Source organism: Achromobacter sp. 77 (genome assembly GCF_020541125.1).
In the GTDB taxonomy this organism is placed as follows: Bacteria; Pseudomonadota; Gammaproteobacteria; order Burkholderiales; family Burkholderiaceae_B; genus Achromobacter; species Achromobacter mucicolens.
On the sequence record NZ_CP059848.1, the window covers coordinates 997,401 to 1,010,358 of the forward strand.

Below are 12,958 nucleotides of genomic sequence, written 5' to 3' on the forward strand. Positions count from 1 at the left end.
CGACGCGTGCGCCGCCCGCGCGAGCGAAATCTATACCTGGATATTGTGCGCCAGCAACTTCTTGCGCAGGGTGTTGCGGGTGATGCCCAGCATCTCGGACGCCCGGGACTGGTTGCCGCCCGACCGCTCCAACGCTACTTCAAGCACCGGGCGCTCCACGCAGCGCATGACCATGTCCCACATATCGTGGGGCTCGGACTCGCCCAAGTCTTCGAAATAGCGCTCCAGGCTGGCGCGCACGCATTCTTCCAGGACATCTTTCTTGCTCATTTGAGTACAGATATTTTTATGTTGGTGTTGAGGCGGTCATGCCGCCAGCAGGGCTTCTGCGGCCGGCGCCGGGGTACAGCTGCCGTCGCTTGAGAGGGTGTCGAACCAGTCCGCCACCGCCCGCCATTGGTCGCCGGTGTTGTCGATCAGGTTCATGCGGGCGCAAAACGAATCCGCGCCCGGCAGGCCGTCCACATACCAGCCTATGTGCTTGCGCGCGGTACGTACGCCGGTGTGCTCGCCATAGAAACGGTAGTGGTCGTCGAGATGTTCGAGCAGCAGCTCGCGCATTTCCCCATAAGAGGGAGGGGCCAGTGTTTCGCCCGTGCGCAGGTAGTGGTCGATTTCGCGGAAGATCCACGGGCGGCCCTGGGCCGCCCGGCCAATCATGACCGCATCGGCGCCAGTGTAATCCAGGACGTGCCTGGCCTTGGCGGGCGAGTCGATATCGCCGTTCGCGATCACGGGGATGCCGATTTCAGCCTTGACGGCGCGGATGGTGTCATATTCCGCCTCGCCCGTATAGAGGTCGGCCCGCGTGCGCCCGTGCAGGGTGAGGGCGGCGATGCCCGCGTTTTCGGCCAGCTTGGCCACGCGCAGCGCATTGCGGCTGCTGCGGTCCCAGCCGGTCCGGGTCTTCAGGGTGACGGGCACGCCAAGCGGCGCGCAGGCGGCCACCACGGCGTCCAGGATGCGGACGATCAGGTCTTCGTGGCGCAACAGCGCCGACCCGGACGCCACGTTGCACACTTTCTTGACCGGACAGCCCATGTTGATGTCGATGATCCGGGCGCCCTTGTTGGCGTTGAACGCCGCGGCCTCGGCCATCATGGCCGGATCCGCCCCCGCAATCTGCACGGAAATGGGGGCGATCTCGCCGTCGTGGTTCAGGCGGCGCGATGTCTTGACGCTATCCCACAGTTTGGGGTTGCTGGCGGCCATCTCGGACACCGCGTAACCCGCCCCCAGCTTCTTGCAAAGCTGGCGGAAAGGACGGTCCGTCACGCCCGCCATGGGCGCGACAAGAACGTTGTTGGGAAGGGTCCACTGGCCTATGCGCATGCTCACATTTTAACCGGCTCGATCGAACCCTCATTTTTGGAGGGGCGATGGCCTGGTAACAGATGGGGGGGAACGAGGGGAAGCCGGCCCCTGAACGGGGCCGGATCCGACGGGGGTTTACGCGCGGAATCCTTGCAGCAGGTGCTGGGCGAGCGGGGCGCGCAAGGGGGAGGCCAGATCCATCCCCAGCAAGGCGGCGCCGCAGGCGTGCTCCACGGGCGCCAGCCCCGTGGCGAAGATGCGCGGCATGAAATCGGTGAGTCCGGCCGTGATGAAGCGATCCAGATGGCGCGCGCTGGCGAACTCGGCCAGGGCCGGTCCGGGATTGGCGCCGGGACGGGCCAGCCAGCCGGTCAGCGTCTGGGCAAGGCGCGCCGCATCGCGCAGGCCGAGGTTCAATCCCTGGCCCGCCACCGGGTGCAGGGTCTGCGCGGCGTTGCCGATGGCCGCGACCCGGCCGTGCACCTGGGCGCGCCGGGCGGACAGCGCCAGCGGAAAGACATGGCGCGGCGCATGGCTGGTCAGGCGGCCCAGGCGGTCGCCAAAGGCCTGCGTCAGCGCATGCGAGAAAGCGACGTTGTCCAGGGCCGCGAGTTCGGCCGCGCGGTCCGGCGCGCTGCACCAGACGACGGAGAAGGCATCCGGGGTCTGCGGGTGCGGCAGCAGCGCCAGCGGACCTTCGGAGGTGAAGCGCTCCCAGGCCCAGCCGCGCCGCGGCAGGGTGGCGTGGGCGGTGGTCAGCACGGCGTGCTGGTCGTAATCGCGCCGCACATCCGTGGCGCCGGCGCCGTCGGACTGCACGGCGACGCCGCAGAGGATTTCCGTGTCGCCCTGCTGGATGCGCACGCCGTCGGCGTCCTGCATGCCGATCTGCGCCGGGGGGCCGGCCAGCACGGAGACGCCGCACGCGGCCACGCAGTCGTCCAGCTTGGCGTACAGGCCGGAATAGGCCACCACGCTGCCCAGCTGGGGCACGCCAAAATCGGTGTTCTGGATGAGCGTTCGGCCCAGCCGGCCGCGCTGCGACACGTGGATGTTGCGAATGTCGGCCGAGCGTTCGGGCCAGGCATGCAGCGACTCCAGCAGCACCCGGCTGCCGTGGTTCATGGCCAGCACGCGCGGATCGGCGGCGGGCACGGCCGCGGCCGGGGTGACGGGTGCCGGTGCGCTGCCCGCGAGCAGGGCGATGCGCGCCGGGTCCGGCGCCACGCGCGCCAGCATCAGGGCCAATACGCGGCCCACGGGGCCGGCGCCAAGAATCGCAATGTCGAAGGCGGAGGAAGTCATGCCCGGATTTTAACCGTCCACTACAATCGCGGCAGCCGCCGCCGCTTGGCGCCTACGCCCCTTTTCCGGTTGATTGACATGACGCAGGCTCAGGCTTCCTCTTCGCTTTCCGCCGTCTCCGCGCGCCGCCCCCGCAGCAAGGTCGCGGTGGGACTTCTGGCCTGCCTGTTCGGCGCGTTTGGCGCGCACTGGTGGTATCTGGGCCGGCGCCACGCCTGGCTGGTGACCATGTTCGCCGCCGTTTGCCTGTTCTGCGCCGTGCGCTTTTACCCGGTCTGGTACGACAACCCCGCGTTCTTCCTGCTGTTCATTCCCATGATCGACGGGTTCATCGAAAGCGCAGTCTATTCCCTGATGCCGGACGAGAAGTTCGACCGGATCTGCAATCCGGGCCTGGGCAAGGTGTCTTCGACAGGCTGGGGGCCGGTGCTGGTCGCCATTCTGGCGTGCCTGGTCGGCGCCATCGCCACCATGTTCGCCATCGCGATGGTGGTGGTCTATGTCTGGGTGGCCATGGGCTGGCTGGACGGCTACGTGCTGTAGGCCGCCGGCCGCGTCATTCGCGCATCAGCGCCTCGATCTCGCTGGCCTGCACCGGCACGCCGCGGGTGATCAGTTCACATCCTTCGTCCGTGACCAGCGCATCGTCTTCCGTGCGGATGCCGATGTTCCAGTAGGCCTCTGGCACGTCGTCGGCGGGGCGCACGTAGATGCCCGGCTCGATGGTCAGCATCATCCCGGTTTGCAGCGTGCGCCACGGCCGATCGGTGCCGGGCGCGCCGGGCTGGCGGTAGTCGCCGACGTCATGCACGTCCAGGCCCAGCCAGTGGCCGGTGCGGTGCATGTAGAAGCGGCTGTAGTCGCCCGATTCCAGCACGCCGTCCAGCGATCCCTTCAGCAGTTTCAGATCCAGCATGCCCTGCGCCAGGACGCGCAGCGCGGCCTCGTGCGCATCGTTGAAGCTGCGGCCGGGCGCGGTGGCCTGGGCGGCCGCGTCCTGCGCCGCGACGGTCAGGTCATAAAGCGCGCGCTGCGGGCCGCTGTAGCGGCCGTTCGCCGGAAAGGTGCGCGTGATGTCGCTGGCGTAGCTGTCCACTTCGCAGCCCGCATCGACCAGCACCAGATCGCCGTCGCGCAGCACGGCCTCGCCAGCCGGATAGTGCAGAACACAGGCGTTGGCCCCGGCCGCGACGATGCTGTTGTACGCCACGGACTGCGCGCCGTGGCGGCGGAATTCATAAAGCAGCTCGGCCTCGATCTCGTACTCGCGCATGCCGGGCCGCGCCACGCGCATGGCGCGCGCGTGCGCGCCGGCCGAAATCTTGGCCGCGCGCCGCATGGCGGCGATTTCCGAGGCGTCCTTGATGAGCCGCATGTCGGCCAGCAGCGGCCGCACGTCCTGCTGCCGGCTGGGCGGCAGGCGCCCGCCCCGGCTTTTCTCGCGCGCCGCCGCCAGCCAGCGGTGCAGGCGGCCGTCCGTGCGCTTGTCCCCGGCCAGCGGGGCGTACAGGGTCGGATGGTCCAGCATCAGCGCGGGCACCAGTTCGTCCAGCGCGTCGATGGGATGGGCGTCGTCGAAACCGAAGTGGGCGGCCGCGGCCTCGGGGCCAAAGCGCTTGCCCTCCCACAATTCATGCTCCACGTGACGCGGCCGGCAGAACAGCACGGCGCGGTCTGTCGCGCCCGCCACCAGCACCACCCAGGCATCGGGTTCGGTAAAGCCCGTCAGGTAGAAGAAATCGCTGTCGTGCCGGTAAGGAAATTCCGCGTCGCGGTTGCGGATGGCTTCCGTCGCGGTCGCCAGGATGGCGATGCCGCCGCCTTCCGCGCGCATGCGATCCATCAGGCGCTGGCGCCGCGCGGCGAAAGGGGCGAGGTCGTCGGGAGGCAGGCTCATGTCGGGCGGGCCGGGCGCGCAGCCCCGGCAAGGGCGGAAGATGGGGCTACTTTACCTGCCATCCCGCGAATGCAACACCCCGTGGCGTATCCGCGTTGGCCGTGCGGTGATGACTGGACAACGTGCCGGCCGCTGCTACAATCGCCGCTCTGTCATTGGGGAGTAGCCATCCTTTGTCCCCAAAGGAGTCAGCGTCAACAGACTTGGTGGTTCAGTGCTGCGGAGCAGCCGCTAGAACCCCATGGCGCTGACGGCACCCACGTCCGGCTTGCAGCCGCGTGGATCAGCCAGGCGAGACCTTTGGCCGCGTAGCGTTCACCCTTGGCCGGGCGAGCCGCTGCGTCGCGCCATCGGTATCCGCTCGTCCGGCCGCATTCCCATGTTGCTCACCCTTTTTCTGTTCTTCCTGTCCGCGGCAGTGATCTACGTCGCGTGCGAGTTCTTCGTCAATGGCGTCGAATGGGTCGGTCACCGCTTCCAGCTGGGCGCGACCGCCACCGGCACTGTGCTCGCCGCCTTCGGCACCGCGCTGCCGGAAAGCGCCGTCACCTTCATGGCCGTGGTCTTCGGCGATACCCCCGAACAAAAGGACATCGGCGTCGGCGCCGCGATGGGCGGTCCCCTGGTGCTTGCCACGCTGGCCTATGCGGTCGTCGGCCTGGCCCTGTGGCGCGCCCGCCGCGGCAAGCCCACGCAGGCGAACTGTATCAACGCGGACCAGCGCCGGCTGGCCCGCGACCAGGCCTGGTTCATGGGCATCTTCATCTTCAAGGTGGGCCTGGGCCTGCTGGCCTTTGCCTGGAAGCCCTGGCTGGGCTTCGTGTTCCTGGTCACCTATGCGCTCTACATCAAGCGTGAGCTCAGCAACGACGAGGCATCCCTGGACAGCGATGACCTCGAACCCCTGAAACTGCGGCCGCGCGACGAAGACCCCTCCATGTTCTGGGCCGTCACGCAGACTGTCATGGCGCTGGTCGTGATCGCCGGCGCCTCGCACGTGTTCGTGAACCAGATCGAATTGCTGGGCATCGCCATGGGCGCCTCGCCCCACGTGGCCGCGCTGCTGCTGGCCCCGGTGGCCACCGAGCTGCCGGAGATCATGAATGCGCTGATCTGGGTGCGCCAGGGCAAGGAACGCCTGGCGCTGGCCAACATTTCGGGCGCCATGATGATCCAGGCGACGATCCCCAGCGCGCTTGGCATCTTCATGACGCCGTGGCTGCTGGACGCCCCGCTGCTGGCGGCGGGCTTTTTCACGATGCTGTCGATCGGACTGCTGTGGCTGCGTTTCCGCCGGTCGGCCATGAGCGTGCCGGCGCTGTCGGCGGTGGGCGGGCTGTACGCGATTTTCGCGGGGTACCTGGGCTGGCACTTCTACGGGTAACGATGGGCAGGCCGGGCAGGCGTGCGCGCCTGTCCGGCTTTGGCGCTTTTCTGCGTCAAAAATGCACCCAACCCTTGTCCATCAGTACAAACCCGCGTAAAATTTCGCTGTTTTCCATCCCAGGAGCAGTCTTCGTGAATACCGATTCCGGCGAAAGTTGTCGATCTTGCATCGACGTCGCTGTCTGACAGGATCCACGCAGAACTCCGTCTGCCGCATCCTGTCATTTAGCAGGTTGCGGTGTATCCCAGGCGCCAGGCTTCAGCCCGGCCAGTAGCGCAGGCTCTCGGCCTGCCGGGACTCTCCCCAACGTAAACCGCCAGAACCGCCGCTAGTCGCAGCGCCAGCGTTCGTGCACGTTCGTCGTGTCCGCCGCCAGGGCGCTGTCCGGCTGCGCACGTGTTCGCGATCACGCTCCGCCTTCTTGTCATGGAGGTCGTTATGCGTTTCTTCGACTTGTTCCTGCGCCGTGCCGGCGTGGACCGCGCCACCGCCCTGGGCCGCCGCCGCGGCACTTCCCGGCTGACGGTGATCTGTCCGCGCGGCGAGCTCGGCGCACTGCGCAAGCAGATCTGCCTGGACTTCAGCGCCGCTGGCCTGGACGTCGCCCAAGTGCAGGTCGACCAAGGTCAGGATCCCGATCTCGCGTCGGCTTGCATCACGATCAATTGTCCGCCCGAACTGCGGGCTGAATTGATGACGCAAGCGCGCCGTTTGAGCGCCAATCCCGCTGTGCGCCACGTGCATTTCGGCGCGCAGGCCGCGATGGCCTGATCCCCCAAACATTTCCATCCCCCGGAGAAATCATGCCTAGCGCCTTAGACCCAGAGCCTCGATTGCGCCCTGTGCGCGGCTCCGGCATGCCTATCTGACCCGTCACTCACTGCGAGCCGACTGGCCGGATAGACATCCCGGTCCGTACGGAACCCGCAGCCTGGAATCCCCGGCCCCGCCCGCGTCCTGCGAGCATCGGCGTCCGGTCCCGGTTCCACCGCCCGCTTCCCTTCCGTTTTCCGCACCCGGCGCGCCATAGACGCGATCCGGACACCGGCAACATTGCTCCGGCGCCTTCGCACGCCCGTCAGCGGCGGCCTCACGGCATTTCCCAGGAAATGCCGCGGTCCGCTGCTGCCTGCGCGCGGCCGCCACCGGCAGGGTCGTCCGTGTCTCCCGCAACAACACCAATAAATGCGGAGCACTCCCATGTTTGCTTTCCTGAAATCCTTTTTTTCATCCGCCGCGCGTCTGCGCCGCACCGGCCGGCACTTTCGCCGCGCCCCCATCCTTGAACAAGGCGCGGACAACGCCGCGGTTTCCTCCGAAGCCGCCCGCCGCGCCAGCCAGCGCATGGTCGAGACATCCCGGCTGGGCTTCGATTCCCTGTTCGAGCGGTTCGGCAGCGGCTGGGGCGGGCTGTCCGACGCCCAGGCGCAGGCCGCCCGCGATCGGCATGGCGCCAATGAAGTCGACCACGAGAAGCCGCTCTCCTGGCCGCATCACCTGTGGCTGTCCTATCGCAATCCGTTCAACCTGCTGCTGACCGCGCTGGCCGTTCTGTCGTGGCTGACCGACGTGCGCATGGCGGCGCCCGAGGACCAGTCCTGGACGGCCGTTGCGATCATCGGCTCGATGGTGCTGATCTCGACCGTGCTGCGCTTTGTGCAGGAGCAGCGTTCGAACCGCGCCGCCGAAGCCCTGAAGGCGATGGTGCGCAACACCGCGACGGTTCTGCGCAGCGATGCCGGATCGCCCGACGCGGGCAATGGCCGGCGCTTCTTCGGCGCGGCCTTGCACTCCACCGGGTCGCAACAGCGCGAAGTACCGCTGGCCGATCTGGTGCCCGGCGACGTCGTGCTGCTCTCCGCCGGCGACATGGTCCCCGCCGACTGCCGCATTCTGAATGCCAAGGATCTCTTCGTGGCGCAGGCCGCGCTGACGGGCGAATCGCTGCCTGTTGAAAAGCATATGTCTCCGCGCGTGCAGTCGGCCAACCCGCTCGAACTGGAGAACATGGCCTTCATGGGCACCAACGTGGTCAGCGGCGCGGGCAGCGCGCTGGTGGTGGCGACCGGCTCGGACACGTACTTCGGCCAGTTGGCTGGCCGGGTCACGCAGACCTCGCGCGCGCCCACGCAATTCCAGCAAGGCATCAACCGCGTCAGCTGGATCCTGATCCGCTTCATGCTGGTGATGGCGCCGGTGGTGATGCTCATCAACGGCTTTACCAAGGGCGACTGGCTGGAGGCGCTGCTGTTCGCGCTGGCCATCGCCGTGGGCCTGACGCCCGAAATGCTGCCCATGATCGTCACGGCCACGCTGGCCAAGGGAGCCGTGCGCATGTCCCGCCGCAAGGTCGTCGTCAAACGTCTGGACGCGATCCAGAACCTGGGCGCCATGAACGTGCTGTGCACCGACAAGACCGGCACGCTGACGCAGGACCGCATCGTGCTCGAGCGTCACACCGACGTCTATGGCGCGGCCAGCGACGACGTGCTGGCCTATGCCTACCTGAACAGCTACTACCAGACGGGCCTGAAGAACCTGCTGGACGTGGCCGTGCTGGAGCATGCGGAAGTGGCGCGCAGCCTGGACCTGGCGGGCCGCTACCGCAAGATCGACGAGATTCCGTTCGACTTCTCGCGCCGCCGCATGTCCGTCGTGGTGAACGAGACCGAAAACGGCCGCGACCACCACGAACTGATCTGCAAGGGAGCGCTCGAGGAAATGCTGGAAGCCTGCACGCGTCTGCGCGTGGGCAGCGAAGTGCATCCGCTGACCGACGCGCGCCGCGCCGACATCCGTCACGTGACGGCGGGTCTGAACCGGGAGGGCCTGCGCGTCATTGCCGTCGCCGTGAAGGAACTGCCGCCCACGCAGCAGGCCTACGGCGTGGCGGACGAATCCGACCTGGTGCTGGTGGGATACATCGCGTTCCTGGATCCGCCCAAGGAGTCGACCGGGCCCGCGCTGGCCGCGTTGAAGGACTCGGGCATCGAGGTCAAGGTACTGACCGGCGACGTCGAACTCGTCACGCGCAAGGTCTGCCGCGAGGTGGGACTGGACGTGCGCAAGGTGTACCTGGGCGCCGAGATCGAGGCGATGGACGACGCCGCGCTGGCGGTCGCCGTGCGCGAGGCGAACGTGTTTGCCCGGCTGGCGCCGATTCACAAGGAACGCATCGTTCGCAGCCTGCGCGCGCAGGGCGACACGGTGGGCTTCATGGGAGACGGCATCAACGACGCCCCGGCGCTGCGCGCGGCGGACGTGGGCATCTCGGTGGATTCCGCGGTGGATATCTCGAAGGAGGCCGCCGACATCATCCTGCTGGAAAAGAGCCTGATGGTGCTGGAGGACGGCGTGATCGAAGGCCGCAAGACCTTCTGCAACATGCTCAAGTACCTGAAGATGACGGCCAGCTCGAATTTCGGCAACGTGTTTTCGGTGCTGGTCGCCAGCGCCTTCCTGCCCTTTCTGCCGATGCTGCCCATCCATCTGCTGCTGCAGAACCTGATGTACGACATCTCGCAGACGGCGATTCCGTTTGACAATGTCGACGAAGAATTGCTGAAGCAGCCGCAGCGCTGGGATCCGGAAGGCCTGGGCCGATTCATGGTGTTCTTCGGTCCGATCAGCTCGATCTTCGATATCGCGATGTACGCCGTCATGTGGTTCGTGTTCCAGGCCAATTCGCCCGAGCATCAGACGCTGTTCCAGTCCGGCTGGTTTGTCGAGGGCCTGTTGTCGCAGACGCTGATCGTGCATATGATCCGCACTCGCCGCATTCCTTTCCTGCAAAGCCGCGCGTCCTGGCCCCTGATGGGAATGACGCTGATGGTGATCACGTTGGGGCTGGTGCTGCCGTTCTCGCCGCTGGCGGAGTACTTCCAGTTGCAGGCGCTGCCCTGGAGCTACTTCCCCTGGCTGGTCGGCATCCTCCTGGGATATTGCGTGCTGACGCAGACGCTCAAGCATTTCTGGGTCCGCCGCTACGGCTGGCAGTAGGCTGATGCAACCGGCGGCGGGCTCCGCGCCCGCCGCCAACGCAAGGAAAGATCATGAGAATTGCATTTTTCGCCGCCTTGGCGGCGGCCGGCCTGATGCCCTCCTGCGCGGCGGTGGCTGCGGATGGCGGCACCAGCGTGCAGCTGTACGGCATTGTGGACGCCGGCGTTGCCGTGACCCGGGTGTCGGGGCAGGGCAGCCAGAGCGGCCTGCTGAACGGCGGCCTGACGGACTCGCTGTGGGGCCTGCAGGGGACGGAAGGCCTGGGCTCCGGGTGGACCGCCAGTTTCCAGCTTGAAAGCGGCTTTGACCCGTCCAGCGGCACCGCGGCCGACAGCAGCCGGCTCTTCAACTATGGCGCCTGGATCGGCTTGGCCCATGCCAGCTACGGCGACCTGCGCCTTGGCCGCCAGTACACGGTCGGCCAGACCTATGGCAACGCGCTTGAGATCGCCTCGTGGAAAGACATGGGCATGGGGGCGACCTTCAAGGCGTCCGACAATTACCAATTCAGCAACATGGTGAACTGGTATTCCCCGCAATGGCAGGGGTTCCAGGCCGGGGTCGGCTATGCCTTCGACGCGGATGGCCAGGACCAATTTCGCACCAACCAGAACACTCGTGCGATCAGTCTCGGCCTGAAGTATGAGGACGGGCCGCTCCTGGCCGTGGCCACCTGGGAGCAATTGCGCCTGGCTACCCCGCCCGCGCAGGCGGGCGGGCGTCCGCAGGCATTCCAGGTGGGCGCCTCGTACGACTTCGAGGTGGTCAAGGTGTCTCTTGCCTGGTCGCGCCAGCGCAACGGTTACGTGGGACTGGACGGCGGCGACCCCGACGGACTGGGCCTCGGGTTGGGACCCGCGGCCTTCGTGCAGGGCGGCACGGTCGACGCCTGGCTGGTCGGGGTCAGTGTTCCGGCCGGGCCGGGCGCCGTCCTGGTGCAATGGTCGCTGGCCCGGCCCGATTGGCGTTGGGACAATGGCATGACGGCGCGCAATGCGCAGGTTGCGACGCTGGGCTATACCTACGACCTGTCCCCGCGCACGACGCTCTATGCCTTCGCGGGCTACGCGTCGAACTACACGCTGGATAACCAGTTCGACCCCGGCAACGCCCACACCACGCGCATCGGCACGGGCGTGACACACCGTTTCTGACACGTTCCAGCCCGGGCAGGCGCCCGGCAGCGCGCGATGGCGGGGTCTACTACAATCGCCGAAAGACGGCGCCGGGCGCCGGCCCTTGTCTTCGCGTCGTTTCTCGGATGGCACGCATGGATAGTCTCGAATGGCTCGTACCCTGGGAGTTCTCTCCCACGCTGGTGGCTTCCTTCCTGGTGGCCATCGTGCTGTTCGTACGCGGCCAGCGGGTCCACCACGTCACGCGCGCGCGCCAGATCCTTTTCTGGACGGGGATGGTCCTCCTGTACCTGTCCCTGCACACCCGGCTCGACTACTACGCCGAGCGCATGTTCTTCATCCATCGCATCCAGCATCTGGTGCTGCACCATCTTGGGCCGCTGCTCGTCATGGCGGCCTTCCCGGGGCAGGTGATGCGGGCGGGTTTGCCGATGCGGTGGCGTTTGCGGCTGCGCGATTTCCTGCGCACCGGCACGGGCCGGGCCACGGTGGCGGTGCTGACCCACAAGATCTTCGTGCCGGCGCTTTTCGTGTTCCTGGTGCTGATCTGGCTGATTCCGTCGGTGCAGTTCTACTCGATGCTCGACTGGCGTCTTTACCGCCTCATGAACTGGTCGGTCGTGATCAGCGGGTTCATGTACTGGAACCTGATCCTGGACCGCCGTCCCGCGCCCCCCGCGGCCATGTCGCCGGGCGGACGGGTCATTTCGCCCGTGGCGACCATGCTGCCGCAAATGGTGGCGGGCGCCGTCATCGCTTTCACGGAAAGCGACATCTATCCGCTCTTTGAGCTATGCGGGCGGGCGATCGCCATGTCGGCGCAAACCGATCAGACGATCGGCGGGCTGACCATGTGGATTCCCGCTGCGCTCGTTGAGGTGATCGGGCTGATGGTGGCGTTGGGCACGCTGATGCGCCTGTCGGCCAAGGGGCGGCTGCGCAAGGCGGACCGCGATGCGCGCGCACGCGCCAAGTCGGGCGCGGCGCTGTCTTCCTGAACCCGGCGGTGAACGCGGCACTGATGTGCCCATTCCCGCCAGGCCGCGCCGGTCACTCCGGCAGCAGGCCGTGATACTTCTTGCCCAGCGCCACGGTGGCCTGGAACATCCCCGCCTTGTTGCCGCAGTCGTAGCGCACGCCATCGAAGCGGTGCGCATAGACCTCGCGCTCGCGCATCAGCGAGGCGATGCCGTCGGTTAACTGGATTTCATTGCCCGCACCCATCTTGGTCGAGCGCAGATGGTCGAAGATCGCCGCTTCCAGCACGTAGCGGCCCACCACGGCCAGCGTCGACGGCGCCGCTTCGGGATCCGGCTTTTCAACGATATGCGTGACGCGTTCCGTGCGGCCATCCGCCTGCGTGTCGCCCGTGTGCGTGGCCACGATGCCGTACTTGCGGGTGTCGGCGCGCGGCACGTCCTGCACACCCAGCACGCTGGCGTTGCGCGCCACGGCGACGTCCACCAGCTGCTTCATCGCGGGCGTATCGGCGTCGATCAGGTCGTCGGCCAGCAGGACCGCAAAGGGCTCGTCGCCCACGGCGGGGGCGGCCGACAGCACGGCATGGCCCAGGCCCAGCGGGGCCGATTGGCGAATATAGAGGCAATTGACGTGCGCGGGTAGAATGCCCCGCACCATCGCCAGCAGTTCATGCTTGCCCTTGCTTTCCAGGTCGGATTCCAGCTCGGGCGCGGAGTCGAAATGATCTTCGATGGCGCGCTTGTTTCGGCCAGTCACGAATATGAGATCGGTAATCCCCGCGGCGACGGCTTCTTCCACCGCGTACTGAATGAGGGGCTTGTCGACCACGGGCAGCATTTCCTTGGGCATCGCCTTGGTGGCGGGCAGGAAGCGGGTGCCCATGCCGGCGACAGGGAAAACGGCTTTACGGACGGGACGCATTGAGACCTCGTTGAG

At 66.9% G+C, this 12,958-nt stretch carries 11 protein-coding genes and 1 riboswitch; of the genes, 6 read left to right on the top strand and 5 right to left on the bottom strand.

What is annotated here, in order from left to right; translation table 11 throughout:
• Positions 1–30: 30 nt before the first annotated feature.
• From H4P35_RS04475 to H4P35_RS04485, 3 genes are all read right to left on the bottom strand, one after another.
• Positions 31–270: a helix-turn-helix domain-containing protein gene (locus H4P35_RS04475; RefSeq protein ID WP_006217670.1), complete on the bottom strand. Its 240-nt coding sequence runs from the start codon at positions 268–270 to the stop codon at positions 31–33.
• 36 nt (positions 271–306) lie between these two features.
• Positions 307–1,332: a tRNA dihydrouridine synthase DusB gene (gene dusB, locus H4P35_RS04480; protein ID WP_226849436.1), complete on the bottom strand. Its 1,026-nt coding sequence runs from the start codon at positions 1,330–1,332 to the stop codon at positions 307–309.
• Between the two features lie 117 nt (positions 1,333–1,449).
• On the bottom strand, positions 1,450–2,619 hold the full coding sequence (locus H4P35_RS04485; RefSeq protein ID WP_175156628.1) for a UbiH/UbiF/VisC/COQ6 family ubiquinone biosynthesis hydroxylase: 1,170 nt from the start codon (positions 2,617–2,619) through the stop codon (positions 1,450–1,452).
• Positions 2,620–2,697: 78 nt separating this feature from the next.
• Here H4P35_RS04485 and H4P35_RS04490 point away from each other — a divergent pair, with 78 nt between their 5' ends.
• The gene (locus tag H4P35_RS04490; RefSeq protein ID WP_056321190.1) at positions 2,698–3,162 is read left to right on the top strand and encodes an NINE protein; all 465 of its coding nucleotides are present in this window, start codon (positions 2,698–2,700) and stop codon (positions 3,160–3,162) included.
• A gap of 13 nt (positions 3,163–3,175) precedes the next feature.
• Here the strand turns inward: H4P35_RS04490 and H4P35_RS04495 are convergent, their stop codons facing one another.
• The gene (locus H4P35_RS04495) at positions 3,176–4,516 is read right to left on the bottom strand and encodes an aminopeptidase P N-terminal domain-containing protein (protein WP_056321192.1); all 1,341 of its coding nucleotides are present in this window, start codon (positions 4,514–4,516) and stop codon (positions 3,176–3,178) included.
• 145 nt (positions 4,517–4,661) lie between these two features.
• Positions 4,662–4,852: riboswitch (yybP-ykoY riboswitch) on the top strand.
• 43 nt (positions 4,853–4,895) lie between these two features.
• Here H4P35_RS04495 and H4P35_RS04500 point away from each other — a divergent pair.
• From H4P35_RS04500 to H4P35_RS04520, 5 genes are all read left to right on the top strand, one after another.
• Positions 4,896–5,900 carry a sodium:calcium antiporter gene (locus H4P35_RS04500; protein ID WP_056321193.1) on the top strand — a complete coding sequence of 335 codons (1,005 nt, stop codon included), beginning with the start codon at positions 4,896–4,898 and terminating at the stop codon, positions 5,898–5,900.
• Positions 5,901–6,341: 441 nt separating this feature from the next.
• Complete coding sequence (locus H4P35_RS04505; RefSeq protein WP_062840354.1) at positions 6,342–6,674, top strand: hypothetical protein; 333 nt, start codon at positions 6,342–6,344, stop codon at positions 6,672–6,674.
• A gap of 429 nt (positions 6,675–7,103) precedes the next feature.
• Positions 7,104–9,902 carry a magnesium-translocating P-type ATPase gene (gene mgtA, locus H4P35_RS04510; protein ID WP_226848290.1) on the top strand — a complete coding sequence of 933 codons (2,799 nt, stop codon included), beginning with the start codon at positions 7,104–7,106 and terminating at the stop codon, positions 9,900–9,902.
• 53 nt (positions 9,903–9,955) lie between these two features.
• A complete protein-coding gene (locus H4P35_RS04515; RefSeq protein ID WP_226848291.1) occupies positions 9,956–11,059 on the top strand; it encodes a porin in 1,104 nt (367 codons plus the stop codon).
• 107 nt (positions 11,060–11,166) lie between these two features.
• Entirely contained in the window at positions 11,167–12,039 is an 873-nt protein-coding gene (locus H4P35_RS04520) for a cytochrome c oxidase assembly protein (RefSeq protein ID WP_142050699.1), read from the top strand.
• A gap of 52 nt (positions 12,040–12,091) precedes the next feature.
• On the opposite strand, the gene galU is transcribed toward H4P35_RS04520, so the two are convergent.
• Entirely contained in the window at positions 12,092–12,943 is an 852-nt protein-coding gene (galU, locus tag H4P35_RS04525) for a UTP--glucose-1-phosphate uridylyltransferase GalU (RefSeq protein WP_056322690.1), read from the bottom strand.
• Positions 12,944–12,958 lie beyond the last annotated feature (15 nt).

Excerpts from the sequence above, each read along its gene's own strand:
- mgtA (WP_226848290.1), top strand. The coding sequence starts at position 7,104 with ATGTTTGCTTTCCTGAAATCCTTTTTTTCATCCGCCGCGCGTCTGCGC.
- H4P35_RS04495 (WP_056321192.1), bottom strand. The coding sequence starts at position 4,516 with ATGAGCCTGCCTCCCGACGACCTCGCCCCTTTCGCCGCGCGGCGCCAG.
- galU (WP_056322690.1), bottom strand. The coding sequence starts at position 12,943 with ATGCGTCCCGTCCGTAAAGCCGTTTTCCCTGTCGCCGGCATGGGCACC.
- dusB (WP_226849436.1), bottom strand. The coding sequence starts at position 1,332 with ATGCGCATAGGCCAGTGGACCCTTCCCAACAACGTTCTTGTCGCGCCC.
- H4P35_RS04500 (WP_056321193.1), top strand. The coding sequence starts at position 4,896 with ATGTTGCTCACCCTTTTTCTGTTCTTCCTGTCCGCGGCAGTGATCTAC.
- H4P35_RS04515 (WP_226848291.1), top strand. The coding sequence starts at position 9,956 with ATGAGAATTGCATTTTTCGCCGCCTTGGCGGCGGCCGGCCTGATGCCC.
- H4P35_RS04520 (WP_142050699.1), top strand. The coding sequence starts at position 11,167 with ATGGCACGCATGGATAGTCTCGAATGGCTCGTACCCTGGGAGTTCTCT.
- H4P35_RS04505 (WP_062840354.1), top strand. The coding sequence starts at position 6,342 with ATGCGTTTCTTCGACTTGTTCCTGCGCCGTGCCGGCGTGGACCGCGCC.
- H4P35_RS04485 (WP_175156628.1), bottom strand. The coding sequence starts at position 2,619 with ATGACTTCCTCCGCCTTCGACATTGCGATTCTTGGCGCCGGCCCCGTG.
- H4P35_RS04475 (WP_006217670.1), bottom strand. The coding sequence starts at position 270 with ATGAGCAAGAAAGATGTCCTGGAAGAATGCGTGCGCGCCAGCCTGGAG.
- H4P35_RS04490 (WP_056321190.1), top strand. The coding sequence starts at position 2,698 with ATGACGCAGGCTCAGGCTTCCTCTTCGCTTTCCGCCGTCTCCGCGCGC.